Annotated in this window: 15 protein-coding genes; 9 read left to right on the forward strand and 6 right to left on the reverse strand. The window is 45.8% G+C overall.

What is annotated here, in order from left to right:
- Window positions 1-8: 8 nt before the first annotated feature.
- A complete protein-coding gene (locus tag DN53_RS05490) occupies window positions 9-338 on the reverse strand; it encodes a hypothetical protein (RefSeq protein ID WP_116216163.1) in 330 nt (109 codons plus the stop codon).
- Window positions 339-511: 173 nt separating this feature from the next.
- On the opposite strand from DN53_RS05490, the gene DN53_RS17890 reads away from it, so the two are divergent.
- The 3 genes from DN53_RS17890 (at window position 512) to DN53_RS05500 (ending at window position 3,167) form a co-directional block, all read left to right on the forward strand.
- Window positions 512-673: a C1orf53 family protein gene (locus tag DN53_RS17890; RefSeq protein WP_165357291.1), complete on the forward strand. Its 162-nt coding sequence runs from the start codon at window positions 512-514 to the stop codon at window positions 671-673.
- A 63-nt stretch (window positions 674-736) separates the two neighbouring features.
- Entirely contained in the window at window positions 737-1,309 is a 573-nt protein-coding gene (locus DN53_RS05495; RefSeq protein WP_129653405.1) for a DUF4136 domain-containing protein, read from the forward strand.
- A gap of 100 nt (window positions 1,310-1,409) precedes the next feature.
- The gene (locus tag DN53_RS05500; protein ID WP_129653406.1) at window positions 1,410-3,167 is read left to right on the forward strand and encodes an aromatic amino acid hydroxylase; all 1,758 of its coding nucleotides are present in this window, start codon (window positions 1,410-1,412) and stop codon (window positions 3,165-3,167) included.
- On the opposite strand, the gene DN53_RS05505 is transcribed toward DN53_RS05500, so the two are convergent.
- From DN53_RS05505 to alaS, 4 genes are read right to left on the reverse strand one after another with little or no spacing between them, the layout of a single operon-like run.
- Window positions 3,135-3,761, reverse strand: coding sequence for a DUF4230 domain-containing protein (locus DN53_RS05505; RefSeq protein WP_129653407.1), 627 nt, complete (start codon window positions 3,759-3,761; stop codon window positions 3,135-3,137). The genes DN53_RS05500 and DN53_RS05505 overlap by 33 nt on opposite strands.
- Window positions 3,762-4,721, reverse strand: coding sequence for a GSCFA domain-containing protein (locus DN53_RS05510; protein WP_129653408.1), 960 nt, complete (start codon window positions 4,719-4,721; stop codon window positions 3,762-3,764).
- A gap of 13 nt (window positions 4,722-4,734) precedes the next feature.
- Window positions 4,735-5,391 (reverse strand): hypothetical protein, encoded by a 657-nt coding sequence (locus DN53_RS05515; protein ID WP_129653409.1) that lies wholly within the window; start codon window positions 5,389-5,391, stop codon window positions 4,735-4,737.
- A 2-nt stretch (window positions 5,392-5,393) separates the two neighbouring features.
- On the reverse strand, window positions 5,394-8,018 hold the full coding sequence (gene alaS, locus DN53_RS05520; protein WP_129653410.1) for an alanine--tRNA ligase: 2,625 nt from the start codon (window positions 8,016-8,018) through the stop codon (window positions 5,394-5,396).
- A gap of 104 nt (window positions 8,019-8,122) precedes the next feature.
- Here alaS and DN53_RS05525 point away from each other — a divergent pair, with 104 nt between their 5' ends.
- The 5 genes from DN53_RS05525 to DN53_RS05545 are packed head-to-tail and all read left to right on the forward strand — an operon-like array spanning window position 8,123 to window position 11,257.
- Window positions 8,123-9,100, forward strand: a complete 978-nt coding sequence (locus DN53_RS05525; RefSeq protein WP_129653411.1) for a M23 family metallopeptidase — start codon at window positions 8,123-8,125, stop codon at window positions 9,098-9,100.
- The gene (locus DN53_RS05530) at window positions 9,100-9,429 is read left to right on the forward strand and encodes a MerR family transcriptional regulator (RefSeq protein ID WP_129653412.1); all 330 of its coding nucleotides are present in this window, start codon (window positions 9,100-9,102) and stop codon (window positions 9,427-9,429) included. Before DN53_RS05525 ends, DN53_RS05530 begins: the two co-directional genes overlap by 1 nt.
- A 16-nt stretch (window positions 9,430-9,445) precedes the next feature.
- Window positions 9,446-10,045 carry a LemA family protein gene (locus DN53_RS05535; protein ID WP_129653413.1) on the forward strand — a complete coding sequence of 200 codons (600 nt, stop codon included), beginning with the start codon at window positions 9,446-9,448 and terminating at the stop codon, window positions 10,043-10,045.
- Between the two features lie 2 nt (window positions 10,046-10,047).
- Window positions 10,048-10,485, forward strand: a complete 438-nt coding sequence (locus DN53_RS05540; protein ID WP_129653414.1) for a TPM domain-containing protein — start codon at window positions 10,048-10,050, stop codon at window positions 10,483-10,485.
- Window positions 10,466-11,257: a TPM domain-containing protein gene (locus DN53_RS05545; RefSeq protein ID WP_129653415.1), complete on the forward strand. Its 792-nt coding sequence runs from the start codon at window positions 10,466-10,468 to the stop codon at window positions 11,255-11,257. Before DN53_RS05540 ends, DN53_RS05545 begins: the two co-directional genes overlap by 20 nt.
- 9 nt (window positions 11,258-11,266) lie before the next feature.
- Here DN53_RS05545 and DN53_RS05550 read toward each other — a convergent pair whose 3' ends face one another.
- Window positions 11,267-13,978, reverse strand: a complete 2,712-nt coding sequence (locus DN53_RS05550) for an outer membrane beta-barrel protein (RefSeq protein ID WP_242502075.1) — start codon at window positions 13,976-13,978, stop codon at window positions 11,267-11,269.
- Window positions 13,979-14,304: 326 nt separating this feature from the next.
- Between DN53_RS05550 and DN53_RS05555 the strand changes: the two genes are divergently transcribed.
- A complete protein-coding gene (locus tag DN53_RS05555; RefSeq protein WP_129653416.1) occupies window positions 14,305-19,860 on the forward strand; it encodes an alpha-2-macroglobulin family protein in 5,556 nt (1,851 codons plus the stop codon).
- The last annotated feature ends 1 nt before the right edge of the window (window position 19,861 follow it).

Consider the following 19,861-nt stretch of genomic DNA (forward strand, 5'->3'; position numbering starts at 1 on the left):
GTGAATGCTTATCGCGTCAGGTACTGCATAAAACCAAACCGTTTCCGCTTGGAAAGATACTCCATATCCCTTTCATTGGCATAGGCCTCACGCTCAAAACTGATGTTCTGGTAAGCGCGGTAGCTATCCAAATATAGGACGGTACGCAAAATCCATTCTGAAAAATAGAGGAAATAAAAAGGTACAAGCAACAATTCCCGCTGCTGTCGGAGATGGATGCGCTCGTGGTTGATGAGCACATCATCGGTTCGCAGGGCACCTTCCTTCAGGATGATGAAAGGCCAGAGCGATAGCCCGACATAATTTTTGTAGAAGAAATGTTTAAAGATCAATATCACTTGAAAACGTTCAAGGGTTCCTCACAAATATAACAGCTTACGAAGAAGAAAAATGGACCTTATCGACAATACCATTAACATTTTCGGTGAATAACCTGTTTCGGAAATCTTAAAATCCTAGCGGTTTTGCCATGAAAGCCTTACTTTTAAGTAACGAATCGGTGCCGTAGTGTATGAAAGAGCGTATTCCCTTGGAAGAGGGTGATTTTTACTTTTCAGAGGAGGGATATAAGGTATTTACAGCCCAATACCATCTAAAAAGGGGGTATTGTTGCGAAAGTGGCTGCCGTCACTGTCCGTATGGCTATAGTACGAAAACGAACACAAGGCGCTGAAACCGGTTTTCGGCATAATCTTTGTGGTTTTTATTATAATCTCAACACTTCAAAAAAAGTACTATGAAAAATTTTAAACTATACATTTTGACTGCACTTTCGGTGGTTCTGTTGGCCTCCTGCAGTTCCGTTAGGGTGGTTTCCGACTACGACAAGCAAGCGGACTTCAATACGTACAGAAGCTATGCTTTTTACAAAACTGGGATTGACAAGGCTCAGATTTCAGACTTGGACAAGAAACGTATTTTACGGGCCATTGAGGCCGAATTGGGTTCCCGTGGTTTTGTGAAATCCGACAATCCTGATGTTTTGATCAGCATTTTCACCAAGGAACGGGAACGTGTGGATGTCTACAACAACAACTTTGGTTGGGGTTATGGCGCATTCTACAACCCATGGGTCTGGGGTCCAGGCTGGGGATGGGGCTGGAACAACAATAATGTGAGCACCCGAACCGAAGGCTCCCTATATATTGATGTCATTGACGCCAACAAAAAGGAATTGGTATGGCAAGGTCGCGGTGTGGGCACCTTGAGCAATACCAAGGATATTGAGAAAAAGGAAGCACGCATCAAAGAATTTGTGTCGCAGATCCTACAGGAATATCCGCCTACCACGGCAGTTGCCGTCAACTAAAAATACAAGCCGCCCAAGGGCGGTTTTTTATTGTCCCTCTTCCAAATTTTCTGGTTTGCGATAACGATTTCGTATCTTTAGGCAGCACAAAATTGCACGTATGAGTTACGAATCCAATCCTATACTGGACAAATTGCCCAAACACCTCAAGCAGTTCATAAAACCGCAAAATTATGGGGACTATACCGCTATTGACCAAGCGGTTTGGCGTTATGTGATGCGCAAAAACGTGGACTATTTAAGCCGTGTGGCCCATAGTTCGTATGTGGATGGATTGAAAAAAACCGGGATTTCCATAGACCACATTCCCAACATGTATGGGATGAACCGAATCCTCAAGGAAATCGGTTGGGCCGCCGTGGCCGTGGATGGGTTTATCCCCCCATCGGCCTTTATGGAATTCCAAGCGTACAATGTGCTGGTCATTGCTTCGGATATCCGACAATTGGAAAATATTGAGTACACCCCGGCGCCGGACATCATCCATGAGGGTGCGGGACACGCCCCTATCATTGCCAATCCCGAATACGCAGAGTACCTCCGCCGTTTTGGGGAAATAGGCTGCAAGGCCATTTCCAGTGCCAAGGATTACGAACTGTACAATGCGGTGCGGCACCTGAGCATCATCAAGGAGGCCCATGGCACCCCGGAAAAGGAAATCGAGGAAGCGGAAAAACACATAGAACACCTTCAAAAAAACATGGGCAAGCCCAGTGAAATGGCTTTGATCCGGAACCTGCATTGGTGGACGGTGGAATACGGCCTTATTGGCACGGTGGACATGCCTAAAATTTATGGGGCGGGATTGCTTTCCTCCATCGGGGAAAGTGCATGGTGCATGACGGACCAAGTAAAAAAAATACCCTATTCCAATGAGGCGGCGCATACCGAGTTCGATATTACCAAACCACAACCCCAATTGTTCGTCACGCCCGACTTTGCCTTTTTGAGTCAGGTTTTGGAGGATTTCGCCAACACCATGGCCTTGCGGAAGGGTGGACTATCGGGGGTTCAAAAATTGATTGAATCCCAAGCATTGGGCACCATTGAACTGAGTACCGGGCTTCAGGTTTCGGGACAGTTCCATGATGTCCTCGAACAGGATGGCAAACCCATATACATCCAGACCAAAGGCGCAACGGCTCTGGCCTATCGCGAAAAGGAATTGGTAGGGCACAGTACGGCGCAACATCCTGATGGTTTTGGCATGCCCGTGGGCAAACTGAAAGGCATCAACATCGCCATAGAGGACATGGGACCCCGTGATCTAAAAGCGTATAAAATCTACGAAGGCGAAGAAGTCTCTTTGGAATTTGAAGGTGGTGTAAAAGTTGAAGGGACGATCATCACCGGAACTAGAAACCTCAGGGGGAAAATTCTCTTGGTGACCTTTGAGAACTGTACGGTGACCCATAACGGCAAAGTGCTGTTCGCTCCGGAATGGGGCCTTTACCATATGGCCGTGGGGCAGCACGTGGTCTCCGCTTTTAACGGGCCGGCCGATTTAGCCAGCTTTGACCTCATTACCCACGAGATTACCGAAACCACCATCAAACCCAAGAAAAGTCCCGAACGCCAACAACTGGAACTCTACTACCAACAAATCCGGGAGTTCAGGGAAGGAAAAAATACGACCATCTCCCGTAACAAGGTATTCCAGGAACTCAAGGAAAACCACCCCCATGATTGGTTGTTGCCCGTTGAGCTGTACGAATTGGCCAAAAAAGGAAACAATGTTGGATTTCAGGAAGAAATCCTATCCCATTTGGAGGATATCAAACGGAACAATCCCAAAGTGGGGCATTTGATCGATGACGGCATTCGCTTAATCGACCACAGTTTTTTGAAGGTCGATTAGTTTTTCGGGAGAATCAACACCTTCATCGCCATAGACCAAGGTCCATCCCAGTGAGTTGGTGAGCACATAGATTCGGGAAAGTTCGCTCAACAGCCGGTTTTCGGCATTTTTGCGCAAGGAAGAGGCTTCCACTTTCTTGGAAAGGGACACATTCACATTTCGTTTGATGGCGTTATAATCTTGCGCATTGAATGGATTAAAGTAATCCGCCGTGACATCGTAATACTCAAAATCCGGATTGATCTTCACCTCTGGTTGGGGAATCTCCGTAATGCGAATGGTCTTACTAGCCTCATCCATTTCATACCCAATCTTGGACAGGTCATAACCAATGGTCACCTCAGCATTTACCACCACCAAAGCTTTTTTATTCGCCGTGACCAAGGAACCGAACAATTCCCTGGAATCCTTATAGTTATAGACTTCCACAAAGTGGCCTTCGGTCACGATAAGCTTGGAGACATTTTTGAGTTCCTGTTGGATGAGCATGGAATGCTCCTGCAATACCGTTTTCCGCTCCCGTTCATCAGCGCAGGATTTGTAGATCAATACGGAGGCCAGTGCAATGACAGCTCCTATAAGTATTTTCTTCATCTATTCGAATTTCATGAAAGGATACCTTTCTTGAAGATACGTAATTTTTGTGCGAAGCGATTTCCTGAACGTTTGATGGGCCTCGGAATCGGGATTGAAAGGACGGTGTTGCAATCCTTTTTGCACACCATCCACCTCATCCATTACCGTATAACAATCGGGCGAAATCCATACGGACTTGAACTTTCCCCAAATGTATTCCACCGCCAATGCATTGGGATGTACCAAATCCTTTCCGTAAAAACGGTAGTCACGCAGCTCGTCCATCATGATTTCATAGGCCGGAAAATAGGACATACCTCTCGACTGCGCTCGAGATGACAAAACAGAATGAAGCGAAGTGATTAGGTGTGCCTTGCTCTGTTGATTTTCCACAAAACCATCTTTCAGATGCCGAACAGGTGAGACGGTAAAAATGAAATTCACCTTTGGATTCACTTTTGCGACCAAATCCACCAAACGGTACAGACTTGATTGTATTTCCTCAGGGGAAAGCAATCTTTTTTCGAACACCTTTTGGGGCACTTTATGACAATTCGCCACGGTCTTGCCCAATGATCGATGTTCATATACCCAAGCTGTTCCCAAAGTTATGACTACATGGGTGGCATTTTCCAGCTCCGATTTGGTTTCTTTCAAACCCTGATTGAGATGGTTAAGCAAGTCCTCCTTTGAAAGCGCATTCAAATCGGAATGGGCATCAAAGCAATGCCAAATCCCGTTTTGTTCAAACACCTCATCCACATGATAGGTTTTACCTGCCAGGGCCCGTTCCACCAAATTCTCCAATGCAAGCGGGTGAAATAGGATTCCAAAAGGGTTTTGCAGTTGTTGGAATTTGAAGTAATCCAATTTGCTCCCCATATTTTCCACAAAACAGGAACCCAAAAGCAGCATTTTACTCGAATAATCGATAGGGTGTTCTGCTTTTTGAAGTGGAACAATGGTCTGTAACTTCATGGGAAAGGGTTTTTTATCTGCAATCCTTGATATTTTGGAGCATGTCCCGGTACTGCTTTTCCAACTGTTCCTCCAGCTGTTTCAAAATGCCTAGGGTACGCACCAAATCCTTCATGGATGTATTGCGCAAGGCTTCCGTTGCCTTGTTCAACTCGTTTTTCACCAAATCTTGGGTATTGTACAGGGATTGCAGGTCGTACAGGCAATCATAGCCAAACTCATGGAATATCCCGGTGGATTTAGAGATTTCCCAGGCAATACTGCTCAAATCGGTGATTTCCAGATTGATGTAGGAGTCAATTCGATACGCATACTGGCCGTCACTGACTTCGGTGGAGTCCACTTCCCGGATATACTCAGGATATTTTTCTCGAAGTTTCCCCATGGTCTCCGGAGAGGCAATAAACCGTCCATCTTCAGCCTCTAGGGCATCAAAATCAGAAAAAAAGGAAGGGATTTTTTGATTCACCTCATGGTCTTTAACCAATTGGTCCAAATTAGCCTTGATCTCCCCCTCAATCTTTTCCAAGGCCACCACCTTGTCCTTTTCCATACTCTTGGACGTATTCCAATTGTTGAACCAAATGGCCAGATTGATACCCACAAACAACAGGAAAATCTCTCCGAAGATGTATTTCCAATTGATGTTTTTTATGTTGAAGAAGCCCATGCTTACGTTGTTGTCCTGATCATCTCTTCGGCATTTGCCAAAGCGACCGGAATGCCTTCGGGATTTTTACCTCCGGCAGTGGCAAAGAACGGCTGTCCGCCCCCGCCTCCTTGGATGTGCTTGCCCAGTTCGCGGACTATGCTCCCGGCATTCAGTCCCTTGTTGGACGCCAAATCCTTGGAAATGTAACACGAAAGCAACGCTTTTCCGTCATTTTCAGCAGCGAGCAACAAGAATACATCCGAAACTTGCCCTCCTATCTCAAAGGACAAATCTTTGATACCAGCCGCATCCAAGTCCACCTTTTTGGCCAAAAACTGAACACCATTGATGTCCTTCAACTCGGAAATCAATTCGTTTTTGAGTCCTTTGGCCTTGTCTTTCAACAACTGCTCCACCTGCTTTTTAAGAGCTGTATTTTCTTCCTGCAACCCGGCAACCGCCTTCACAGGGTCCTGGGCATTGCTCAACAGATCTTTTATTTCATAGAGCATGCGATTGTTCTGGAAGTAGAAATCCTTGGCCGCATCGGAGGTGATGGCCTCTATCCTACGAATTCCTGCCGCAACGGCTCCTTCGGAAACAATTTTGAAATGCCAGATGTCACCCGTATTTTTTACGTGGGTCCCGCCACACAGTTCTATGGATTGACCAAAACGCACCGTACGGACGGTATCGCCATATTTTTCCCCGAAAAGTGCCATAGCCCCTTGCTCCATGGCCTCCTTGATGGGTATATTCCTGTTTTCCTCAAAGGGCAATTGGCCTTCAATACGGGCATTCACAAAGTTTTCCACATCACGCAGTTCCTTGGTAGTCAACTTTGAGAAGTGGGAGAAATCAAATCGAAGGTATTTGGAGTGGACGGCAGATCCTTTTTGTTCCACATGGTCACCCAAAACCTCACGAAGGGCTTGGTGCAACAAATGCGTTGCGGTATGGTTGCTTGCGGTACGCCAGCGCTGTTTTTTATCCACTACGGCCTTAAAGCTTCCCGAAACATCTTTGGGAAGACCATCGGCAAAATGGACAATTTCATTGTTCTCTCTTTTGGTGTCGACGATATAGGTGACGTCTCCATTGGAAGCCTCCAGATATCCTTTGTCGCCTACCTGCCCCCCTCCTTCGGCATAGAACGGGGTAAGGTTGAACACGAGTTGGTATTGATCCCCTTCCTTTTTGCTGGTCACCTTTCTATATTTTACCAACTTTACGGTTGCCTCAAGGCTATCATAACCAATAAATTCCTGTTCGGAATCCTGCATCAGTACTGTCCAATCATCCTTGGAGACCTCAGATGCTGCACGGGAACGGTCTTTTTGGGCTTTCAAGGCCTTTTCAAATCCTTCCACATCCAATTGATAGCCTTTCTCCTCCAAGATCAAGGAAGTAAGGTCAATGGGGAATCCGAAGGTATCGTACAATTCAAAAGCCTTTTCCCCGGAAACCGTTTTGTTTTTTGAGGATTTGATGACCGAATCCAACAGTACCAATCCTTGCTCCAACGTACCCAAAAAGGAATTTTCCTCCTCCTTGATCACATTCTCGATTAATTGGCGATGTTTGGAAAGCTCGGGAAAGGCTTTCCCCATACTTTCCACCAAAACATTCACCAATCGGTAGATAAAAGGTTGCTTGGTTCCCAAGAAGGTAAAGCCATAACGGATGGCCCTACGAAGTATCCTTCGGATAACATAGCCTGCTCCGGTATTGCTTGGTAATTGACCATCGGCAATGGCAAAGGCCACGGCACGGATGTGGTCCGCCACTACCCTAATGGCTATGTCCGTCTCTTCATTCTTCCCATATTTTTGCCCGGTAATCGTATCAATTTCACGAATAAGGGGGGTAAATACATCGGTATCGTAATTGGATTTCACTCCTTGCAATGCCATACACAGGCGTTCAAAGCCCATTCCGGTATCAATATGCTTTTCGGGGAGGTCCTCCAAATCCCCATTGGCCTTTCTGTTGTACTGTATGAATACCAAGTTCCAGATTTCAACCACAAGTGGGTCATCTTGGTTGACCAGTGATGCTCCCGGAACTTTTTCTTTCTCTTCTTTGGAACGAAGGTCCACATGGATTTCGGAACAGGGGCCACAGGGACCTTGATCTCCCATTTCCCAGAAATTGTCCTTTTTATTCCCCATGATGATGCGATCCTCGGGCACTATGGCCTTCCACAAATCATAGGCTTCCTTGTCCATTTCCAATTGATCGGCATCCTTACTGCCTTCAAAAACGGAGACGTACAGACTGTCCTTATCAATTTTGTATACCTCAGTCAAGAGTTCCCAAGCCCATTGGATAGCTTCTTTTTTGAAGTAATCGCCAAAACTCCAGTTGCCCAACATCTCAAACATGGTATGGTGGTAGGTATCCTTGCCCACTTCCTCCAAATCGTTGTGTTTACCGCTTACCCGAAGACACTTTTGGGTATCCGTGACCCGTTTTGACTTTGGGACGGTGTTTCCCAAGAAAAACTCCTTAAATTGGTTCATGCCCGCATTGGTGAACATCAATGTGGGGTCGTTCTTCATCACCATGGGTGCGGAAGGCACTATTTTGTGGTTTTTCTCTTTGAAAAAGTTTAAAAACTGGTTTCTAACTTCTTGGGATGTCATTGCGATTGCTAGGGTTTTCTTAAATTTAACACTTTAAGCAAAACAATTTTTATATTTGCTTGTTTTGATAAAAAGAGTGAGCAAAAATAGGATAAAATCCATTCATGTCTAAAGTTAAGTACTATTACGACCCGGATACGCTTTCCTATAGAAAGATCGAACCGAAGAAATCCAAGAAATATAGGAATCTCTTCCTATTTCTATTGGGTTCTGCCTTGTTCGGCTTTCTTGGCCTTATCATTCTATTGAACACCCGATGGGTGAACACTCCCAAAGAGCTTTCATTGGAACGCGAAGTGCGGAACTACGAGCTTCAATTTGAGATTTTGGGCAAGAAGATGGAGCAAATGGAGCAGGTATTGGCCAATATTGAAGATCGCGACAACAATATCTACCGCCTTTATTTTGAGGCCAATCCTATCCCTGAAGAACAGCGCAGGGCCGGTTTTGGGGGAATCAATCGCTATAAGTCCTTGGAAGGTTTCAACAACTCGGAGATCATTACCAACGCCACAAAACGTTTGGACATCATCCAGAAACAGATGGTGATCCAGTCCAAATCGCTGGATGAAATTGCCAAACTGGCCGAAGAGAAGGAAAAATTACTGGCGGCCATCCCTGCCATCCAGCCTGTGAGCAACAAAGACCTAACCCGAATGGCCTCCGGTTATGGTTGGCGTTCCGACCCTTTTACCAAAGCCCGTAAAATGCACTGGGGAATGGATTTTACCGCACCACGCGGAACCCCGATCTATGCATCGGGAGATGGAAAGGTAACCCGTGCGGACAACCGGTCTTCCGGTTACGGAAAACATATAAGAATAGACCATGGATACGGATATTTATCATTGTATGGCCATTTGAGCAAATACAATGTCACCGTAGGCCAAAAGGTAAAACGGGGCGATCTTATCGGTTTTGTGGGAAATACAGGACGCTCCGAAGCCCCTCACCTTCACTACGAAGTCTTTAAGGACGGTGAGCGCATCAACCCCATCAACTTCTATTATGGAAGTTTAACGGCGGAAGAGTTTGAAAACATGCTCAAGTTCGCCAATCAAGAGAACCAATCCTTGGATTAATGTACGTAGACCTTCCCGAAAAACGGTACTATGGCATTGGCGAAGTGGCCAAAGCCTTTGGGGTGAACACTTCCTTGATTCGTTTTTGGGAAAAAGAGTTTGATGTACTCCAACCCAAAAAAAATGCCAAGGGCAACCGCAAGTTCACGCCCCAGGATATCCACAATTTGCAATTGATCTATCATTTGGTCAAGGAGCGTGGTTTTACCCTTGAAGGTGCCAAAACACATTTGAAGGAAGAGAAGCAAAAGACCCTTTCCACCTTTGAGGTCATCCAAAAGTTGCAAAAGGTCAAAGCCGAACTTATCAAGATCAAAGAACAACTATAACACAAAACCATAGAAAATGAAAAAAGGTATCATCGCCATTATCATCCTAATCGTATTGGGGGTAATCATAGGAGGCTGGTATATCCGAACCAATAATATGTTGGTGGATATGAAAGGACAGGCCACTAAGCAATGGGCCAATGTGGAAAGTTCCTACCAACGGAGAAGTGATCTTATAGGCAACTTGGTAAAAACGGTCCAGGGTGCTGCCGATTTTGAGCGCGAGACCCTTACCGATGTTATCGAGGCCAGGGCCAAGGCCACTTCGACCACCATAGATGCGAATAATTTGACCGCAGCACAATTGGCCGAATTCCAACAGGCCCAAACCGGTCTTTCCTCTGCTTTGTCCCGACTTTTGGTGACCGTGGAGCGCTATCCGGAACTCAAGGCCAACCAAAACTTTTTGGAACTACAATCACAGCTTGAGGGGACGGAGAACCGGATCAATGTGGAACGGAACCGATTCAACGATTTGGCCGGGGAATACAATATCAAGATCAAGCAGATTCCCACCAATATTATAGCCAGCTTGGCCAATTTTGATGAAATGGCCTTGTTTGCTTCCAATCCGGGAGCTGAAAATGCTCCGGACGTCAACTTCGATTTTGAATAGACATGTCGCATGTAGAGGAATTTTTAACAGCAGAGGAGGAGCAAGAGATTATCAATGCCATTGTTGAAGCCGAGAAAAACACCTCTGGTGAAGTCCGTGTGCATATTGAAGCCACTTCCAAAATAGATCATTTCAGCAGGGCCCAACAGCTATTCCATTTCCTAAAAATGGATAATACAAAGGATGGCAACGGCGTACTCATCTATGTGGCCGTGGATGACAAAAAGTTTGTGATCTATGGGGATCAAGGCATTGATCGTGCTGTACCGAAAGGATTTTGGGACAGTACCAAAGACACTATGGCCTCCCACTTTAAAAACGGAAACTTCAAACAGGGAATCGTTGAGGGAGTATTATCGGCCGGAAAGGAATTGGAGGCCCATTTTCCATGGGACCATAACGACACGAACGAATTGAGCGATGCCATATCCAAAGGGTAGCCTTCTTATACTTGCTTTTTTAAGTTTTACCCTATCCTGGGGTCAATTCACCATACCCGAAAAACCCCAAAAACAGACCAGCGTATACGACTATGTAAATCTGCTTTCCGCGCCTCAAAGCCAAGCTTTGGAGCAAAAGCTCATTCGATACTCGGATAGTACTTCCACACAGATTGTCATCGCCATTATCAGTTCCACGGAAGGGGAGAATATCAACTATTTGGGCGCCCAATGGGGACAGAAATGGGGCATTGGACAAGCGGACAAGGATAATGGCGTGTTGGTACTTTTGGCCCGGGACGACCGAAGAATCGCCATTAATACCGGATATGGCGTGGAAGGTTCCTTGACAGATCTAATGTCAAAACGCATTATTGAATCCGTCATTATCCCCGAATTTAAGCGAGGGGACTATTACAGTGGTCTGGACAAAGGGGCCGATGCCATTTTTCAGGTCCTGAACGGGGAGTTTACGGAAGACCGCACCTTTGGCAACAACCCAGGGTTTCCTTTCAAGGCCCTGTTCCCTTTTATCATTTTCATCATCATTACGATCATCCTTTGGAATCGCAAGAACAACAACAATGGTAGAGGTGGTGGACGCCGTGGCAGCGGTCTGGACATTTGGGATATGATCATCCTCAGCAATATGGGCCGCAGTTCTGGTTCCTCCGGCGGTTTTGGCAGTGGCGGTGGCTTTAGCGGAGGCGGTTTTGGTGGCGGATTCGGTGGAGGTGGATTCGGCGGAGGCGGTGCTTCCGGCGGATGGTAAAAAAATCCATTAAAGCCTCATAAAACGAGGACCTCCTCTTCTTTGGGGACCTCCTCCTTCACCAAAGGAATTGAATTTGATGGTGAGACTTCCCATAAAATAGCGTTTTAATGCCGTTCCTTGAAAATCCTGCACAAAATCCTGCCCTGTGGTCCTTCGCGTATTGATATTTTGGTTGAGCAAGTCATACGCCAACACTTTAAGGGTTGCCGTCTTCTTGAACATTTGTACGCCCAAACTCATATTCCAAAAGAGGGCATCTTTATCAAAACCACTTCCCAAGTTTCCGTTGTAGCTGTACACAATATCATTGCCCCACACCACATTTTCGGGCCAGAAAGTGGTCATTTTAACCGATAGGCTGTGTGTTATAAAATCAATATCATCCACCATATCCAAATTATAACGGGTAGCATTCATACCCAAGGTGTAATTGGGCTCCAGCTCCACCATTTCCATATAATTGAACCTTAAACCTATCCTCGGGTTCAGGTTTATATTACTGGCCTCCAATTTATTGCCATTGGTAAAACCCACCTCTTTTCTAAAGTTGGCATTGGGGTTGAACGTAATCCCCAGCGTGTACAGACTGTCTTTTTTAATCTGTTTTGAATAGTTGATTCCCGCCCATCCACGGTAATTGCCCTCAACGTTTTGATAGGTGGTGGTCCGTATAAAGTTGGCATCGGTGGTTGTGCTGGCAACTACCTTGTCCTTTTCAAAACTCATCCCGGAATACAAAAATATTCCGGTGCGCTCCTTCCAATTATAATCATTGAAGTTGAGATAGATGTTATGCGTGACCTGAGGCGCCAAATCCGGATTTCCAACCACAATGTTCAAGGGATTGTTCACATTGGGCACAGGCTGCAATTGGTTCACGGAAGGCACATTGACATTGGTATTGTAGTTGGCACTGATTCTTTTGTTGTTTCCCAAGTTGTAGTTGAGATACGAACTGAGCAGGAACTTGGAATAATCCTTGGAAAACGAAATGGACTGTATACGATCTTCATTTTCAAGGTCAATACCCTCATACCTTGCCTTAAGGTTGAATCTAATTTTTTGCCCATTGGACACAATCCCCACTTCAGGGACATGTTTTCGGGTACTAAAATCAAAATCCGAACTCAAGGTGGGATTAAAGACATAATCTCCGGTTGCCTCACTAAAATCCATGACCGACCGGCTGTTTTTTTGGTCACTATCACTGTACTGATACTCAAAATCCAGAAAAAGGTCCTTTTTCAATGGCTGCCTATATACCATTCCCATTTCATAGGAATCCTCGGCATTGTCTATTATGGTCTGCTGGTCCAGAATCTGCTCACTGGGGTCATCCCCATAAATAGTACGTTCCGAGTTCAATGCCGACTCGGTGTCATTTATTCTGTTGTTATTATTGAAATAGACCCGGACAAATCTCCCCAAAGTATCCAGTTTCTTCATGATATCGAGCCTATTGGAAAAATTGCGCTGCATCCCATCACTGGTCCTAAGGGAGGTATTGCTGTTGATCAAATCCCCAGCTTCGTTCCTGGATATGGTATTTTCCGTATCGGTTGAGTTGGTCCGGTTTACACTTAGGGAAGGTTCCAGACTAACGCGGGTAGTCTTATCGATATCAAATTCCATATTGGCCGTAGCTTGATTCGAATTGGTGGTTCCCACAAAATTGGTTTCAGTATCGGTAAAGAAATTACCGGTGGGCAATATGTTCTCCCTTGATATTTTCTCATCGTTGTAGGAATCGCTATAGGAATAGAAATAGTTACCGTCTGTCCTGTAGCGGTCCTTCTCCTGATTGGCATAACTGGCCCCAACGGTAGAAGAAGTCGCAATTCCCTGGCCAAATCCAAAAGAGGTGTTTCCTACGGCAAAGGACCCATTCTGCCCAAATCGCATCCCATTCCCTCTTGCCCTTCCTACCATATCATAAATCTCATCGAATGAAAAACCCGGATTGTTCACATTATTGGAACTTCCCAACAGGCTTACCCTTTGGGTATCGTTAAAGTAGTTCACCAAGCCATTGGCCTGGTATCGATCATCTGTACCATATCCCGCGGAAAGGCGCCCCATATACCCCTTATTCATGTTCTCTTTGAGGGTAAGGTTGATGGTCTTGGTTTCCCCATCCCCTTCTTCACCCATAAACCGCTGTTGTTTGGTCTTGGTATTGGTGATTTGGATTTTGCTGATCACATCCTTGGAAAGGCTCTTGGTGACCACCTTGGGATCTTTACTGAAAAACACCTGATCATTCACCAAAACCTGATTGACCTCTTTGCCGTTCACTGTGATCTTGCCCTCGCTATCCACCTCCACACCGGGCAGTTGTTTCAATAATTCTTCCACCGTGGCATCGGGTCGGGCCGTAAAGGAATCGGCATTGAACTCCAAAGTATCCTTTCGTATGGCTATGGGAACTCTTTCGGCGATTACATCCACGCCTTGCAGCTGTTGTAAACGTTCCTCCATCTTTATCGTACCAAGATCCACCGTGGGCTTAAGCGGTACTTCAATGCTCTTTGACTCAAAACCATTATAAGAAAAATTTACCCTAACCCTTTTGACCGAAGTTTTACCCTCCAAAACAAAGCTTCCATTGGCATTGGTAATAGTGTATGAAATAAGGGTACTATCTTGGGCGGACTCTGCATATATAGTGGCCCCCTCCAAAGGAGTTTCATTGGTAGAATCCACCATTTTTCCCTTCACAAGAAAATCTTGCGCCGAAACGGATAAACACGATAAAAAAAAGAGAGCAGATACTATGAACGACTTGGTCAAATGGTTGTCTATTTTCTGGTTTTGAGGTAATTCCTACAGAAAAATATTATTTTATATAAAGCGAACCATTCGGTTTAACGAAATTTTGGTATCGAATGTCCTCAAAATCATAAATATTTCATAATGAGACATCCCTGCCAAAAGATCCATTCGTAAATCCATAGACGCCATCCGTAAACTAGTAAAGGCCTTGTATCCAATTTTAACTATCTTGGTTCTGGCAAAAGTCTTAGTTTAATCAATTCCCGTTTGGCATGTCCCATTTTTGTAAATTTCTTTTCGTATCCCTACTTGTTTTAGCTGTTTCCTGTAAGAAAAAATCTGATGAAACCGCAACGGACAACCTCTTCAAGTTCAAGGAGTATATCAGTTACCATACCCATGGAAACCAAAGTATTTCCACCCCCATCACCCTTGCCTTGGCACAGCAATTGGACCAATATGAACTTACCCAGGAACTCCCCAATGAATATTTCAAGATTTCTCCCAAAGTCGATGGAAAACTGATCATAGAAAATGGCCGGGAACTTACCTTCCAACCTTCGGAATACCTAAAACCTGACACGGAATACACCGTCACAGTGGCCCTCAACAAGCTTTTTGAGGGTATTGAGGGAGATTTTAAAAAATATACCTTCAGCTTTAAGACCATTGCCCCAAACTTCAAGATCAATTTGGGCACCCTGCAATCCTATAGCAAGGATTGGCAATATTTGACAGGGACCTTGGATGCTTCCGATATCTTGGAAACCTCAAAAGCCATTCAAGTACTTTCTGTACAACAAAATGGCAACAACGTACCGATCACATGGGACGAAACCACGGAAAATGCCCAATATTTCAGTTTTCGAATTGACAGTATTTCACGCAAAACAGAAGACAGTGAGCTACTCATCAATTGGAATGGAAAAGCATTGGGTGTGGACAACCAAGGCTCCGAGACCTATCCGATTCCAGGCTTGAACAAATTTGTGATCGTGGATGCCAAGACCACTTCGGCTCCCAATGCAGTGTTGACCCTAAACTTTTCGGAACCCCTTAAACCCAATCAAAACCTAAAGGGTCTGGTCACCATTGAAAATGCCGAAAGTCTCCGTTATGAAATCGATGGAAACCTTCTAAAAGTATATCCATCCAACCGAATCCTAGGGGAAGTCCGCGTCAATGCATTTGAAGGCATTAAAAGCGAGTATGGCTTTACCTTAAAAAACACATTTTCTGAACTGGTTTCATTTGAGCAATTAAAGCCTGCCGTTCGGCTCATTTCCAAAGGAACCATCCTGCCCAATGCCGCATCCACTCCCATTTATTTTGAAACCGTAAACCTTTCCGCCGTTGAAGTAAGGGTCATCCAGGTGTATGAGAACAACATGCTGCAATACCTGCAGAACAATGACCTCACCCAAGATTACGACCCCGATTTAAGACCTGTGGGTCGAAGGGTGGCCCACAAAGTGATTCCTTTGGCGAAAAAAGGTGCTGAAAATACCAGCTATTGGAAGGCACATGCGTTGGATTTATCCGAGTTGATAAAGATTCACCCGGGTTCCTTGTATCGGGTAGAGTTCAGCTTCAAAAAAGAACACACCACCTATGATTGTGGCAATACGGACAATCCTGAAGAAATCGAGGAATACGTCTCCCAAAGCTCCAGCGATGAATCGTTGGAGGAACAATACTGGGACAATGAAATCTACTACTGGAGAAATTACAGCTACAATTGGGAAAAGCGCGACAATCCATGTCACCAAGCCTATTACAATTACGACCGCATTGCCTCAACCAATTTATTGGGCAGTGACCTTGGACTTATTGTAAAAAAGGGAAACAATCGCTCCCATCATTTTGCAGTGACCAATCTACTGACTACCAAACCTGAAGCCGATACTCCCATAAAACTGTACAATTTCCAACAACAACTGGTGGGTGAAGTAACCACGGATGCTTCTGGCTTCGCTGTTTTTGACAGTGATAAATCCATTGCTTTTGCCGTGGCCCAAAAGAACAACAACTTTGCCTATGCCAAACTAGCGGATGGCAACGCCCTTTCCTTGAGCAAGTTCGATGTCTCTGGGGAGGAACTTCAAAAGGGACTCCAAGGCTTTATCTATACCGAGAGAGGAGTGCACCGCCCTGGCGATGTCATCCACCTTACCTTTGTCTTGGACGACAAGGGCAATCCCTTGCCCAAAGATCATCCGGTAACCTTGGAAGTCAGCGATGCCCGTGGCAAATTGGTGCAGCGCAATGTGCTCAGTGGGGAAGCCGCTCCCATATCTGAAGGACTTTATGCCAAAAAAGAGGAAAAGTTCCACTATTTCCCCATTCCCACCCAACCCAATTCACCGACCGGGACCTGGAATGCCAAAATCATTGTGGGTGGGGCCCAGTTCAATAAGAGCTTAAAAGTAGCCACCGTAAAGCCCAACAGACTCAAAGTAGACTTTACCTTTGACGATGAAGTCCTTAAGGCCAACACCAACAATAAAGGGAAAGCAACCGTTCAATGGTTGCACGGAGCACCTGCCCGAAACCTTAAAATCGATATCAATGCCTCCTTGGAACAAAGCAGTAGCGCATTCCCCAACTTCAAGGGATATGTTTTCCAAGATCCCGTGCGGAGTTTCAACCAGACCGAGCTACAATGGATCACCTCAAAATTGGATGCCAATGGGGTTTTGGACATCAACGAAAAAATCAGCATCAATGGCAATGCTCCCGGCATGCTGCAGGCTACTTTTACCACAAAAGTGTTTGAAGGCGGTGGGGATTTCTCCATCGATGTCTTTTCCAAAAAACTGGCCCCATTTTCACATTTTGTCGGGCTTCGCTCACCAGAAGCCAAACGCTATGGCTCCTTCCTGACCGATGAGAACACCTCTTTTGATGTGGTCTCGGTCAATGATCAGGGAAAACCATCAGGGAATCGAAAATTAAAGGTTCAAGTGTTCAAAATTGAATGGCGCTGGTGGTGGAATCGAGGGTATGACAATCTCTCGCGATACGAGAATGCCACGGTACACCGTCCCTTCAAGGAAATGGAAATAACCACGGGTGCCGATGGAAAAGCCAACTTCAACATCAAAGTTCCCGACGAGGAAGGTGGGCGTTTCTTGATTCGGGTGATTGATGAAGCCTCTGGCCACGCCACAGGCCGAACAGCCTATTTCTACCGCAATTGGTGGAAAAGACCCGCTTCCGGGGATACCGAAAGTTCCAAAATCCTGGTCTTCTCTGCTGATAAGGAAAAATACCAATTGGGAGAAGAAGCTGTAGTCACCTTCCCTTCGGATAGGGGTGGACGCGCATTGATCAGTATTGAAAATGGAACCGAGGTCCTTTCCCAACAATGGATCGAGACCTCGGCCCAAGAAACCAAGGCCACCATACCCATCACGGCCGAAATGGCACCCAATGCCTATATTAATATCTCCTTGTTGCAGCCCCATGGACAGGTAAAGAATGATCTGCCCATCCGTCTGTATGGCGTGGTGCCCCTTTTGGTTGAAAACCCGGCCACCTTTTTGGAACCACAGCTTTCCATGCCCGAGGTGCTTCAACCTGAGAAATCCTATACGGTAACCGTTTCCGAAGCCAATAAAAAACCTATGACCTATTCCTTGGCCGTGGTAGATGAAGGTCTATTGGACCTGACCCGTTTCAAGACCCCTGACATCCACAGTTCGTTCTATGCAAGACAGGCATTGGGGGTAAAGACCTTTGATATTTTTGATGATGTCATGGGTGCCTACTCCATCAGTGTGGACAATATCTACGCCATTGGTGGGGGTGGAATCGGTGCCGGGGCCAAAAACCGTAAGGCACAGCGCTTTAAACCTGTGGTCACCTATCTGGGGCCTTTCACCTTGAAAGCTGGCGAAAAAGCATCCCATACCATTGACATGCCCAACTACGTGGGTGCCGTTCGAACCATGGTGGTGGCCGGAAATGGCAACAGCGCTTATGGGAATACCGAAAAAACCACTCCGGTACGCAAACCTCTGATGGTATTGACCTCCATTCCCAGAAAATTGTCCCCCGGCGAAAAAGTGACTATTCCTGTGACGGTCTTTGCCATGGAGCCCAAAGTGAAAAACGTAACAGTTTCCATTGATGCAGGCAAAGCCTTAGAACCCATTGAAGGCACCTCTAAAAGTATTACGTTCAGCTCGGTTGGGGAACAGATCGTGAATTTTGATTTTAAAGTCAACCCCACAACCTCCTACCAAACCATAAAGGTTACGGCTTCGAGTGCTGGGGAAAATGCCAGTAGTGAAACCGAGATTGATGTAGAAAACCCCAACCCGATCACCACAAAAAGTGAACTGTACACTATTGATGCCAATGGTTCGCAGACCCTATCCTTTGAAACCTTCGGTACTTCGGGAACCAATGAGGCGTTTGTGGAGTTTTCTACCCTCCCCCCCATGGATTTTTCAAAACGAATGGATTATCTGCTGCGCTACCCCCATGGTTGTGTGGAACAGACCACATCCGCTGCATTCCCGCAATTATATTTGGCCGATGTCTTGGATGTTACTTTTGAACGAAAAAAAGACATCGAGAAAAATGTGAAGGCAGCCATCCGCAGATTGGGTGATTTTCAAACCCCATCTGGCGGACTCAGCTACTGGGCAGGTTATGGCAATGCCGATGATTGGGGCACTTCATACGCCGGTCATTTTATGTTGGAGGCCAAACAACAAGGCTATCAACTGCCATTGACCTTCTTGAGCAATTGGTTGCGATACCAAAAGAATACGGCCCGCCAATGGAGCAATCAAGCTACGGGATACAACACTGATGTTGCACAGGCTTACCGCCTCTACACCTTGGCCTTGGCTCAACAACCGGAACTGGCAGCCATGAACCGACTACGAGAATCCAAAAACCTGAGCAACGAGGCCAAATGGCGTTTGGCAGCGGCTTACGCCTTGGCTGGAAAGAAAGAAGTGGCACAAGAGATTGCACAAAAGGCGAACATCGACTTCACTCCCAACAATTACAATTACAGAACCTATGGTTCTGTGTTCCGAAACCGGGCCATGGCCTTGGAAACCTTGGTCATTTTGGGGGATGCCCAACAACGGGAGCTGGCAATTTCCTTGGCCAAAAACCTATCATCACAACGTTGGTACAGCACCCAGGAAACGGCCTATGCCCTACTCTCCCTATCTAAAATGGTGCTGAAGAACGGCGGTAAGTCCATTGATTTGACTTTTACCCAAAATGGAAAAGAAACAGCGGTAAAAACCGATAGAGCCATTGCACAAAGAGGCCTTGCCATTACGTCTTTCAGCAATGAATTGCAGATAAACAACAAACAGGGCAATACCATATATGCCACCCTCACACAAACCGGGAAACTTCCCGTTGGTGAAGAATTGGCGCAACAGCAAAACCTGAATCTGTCTGTGGCCTATCTGGATGCCATTGGAAACGCAATCAATGTGAACGAGCTTCGGCAAGGAAGCGAATTCCAGGCAAAAATCACGGTCTACAACAGTTCCAATGATTATGTGGACAATGTGGCCCTGACCCATATTGTGCCCAGCGGATGGGAGATTGTGGATACTTCCTATGCGGGTGGTGACAATGGCAATGCTTCCAAAGCGGATTATGTGGATACAAGGGACGACCGTACCCATCTATATTTTGATCTTGGTCCGAAAAAATCAAAAAGCTTCACCATAAAACTGAATGCTTCGTTCCTAGGCGATTACTATCTGCCCGGAGCCCAAGCCGAAGCCATGTACGACAATAACTACCAAGCCCGAAACAAAGGACAATGGATTAAAGTGGTTCAGTGAT

The organism is Flagellimonas olearia (genome assembly GCF_004150225.1).
GTDB lineage: Bacteria > Bacteroidota > Bacteroidia > Flavobacteriales > Flavobacteriaceae > Flagellimonas > Flagellimonas olearia.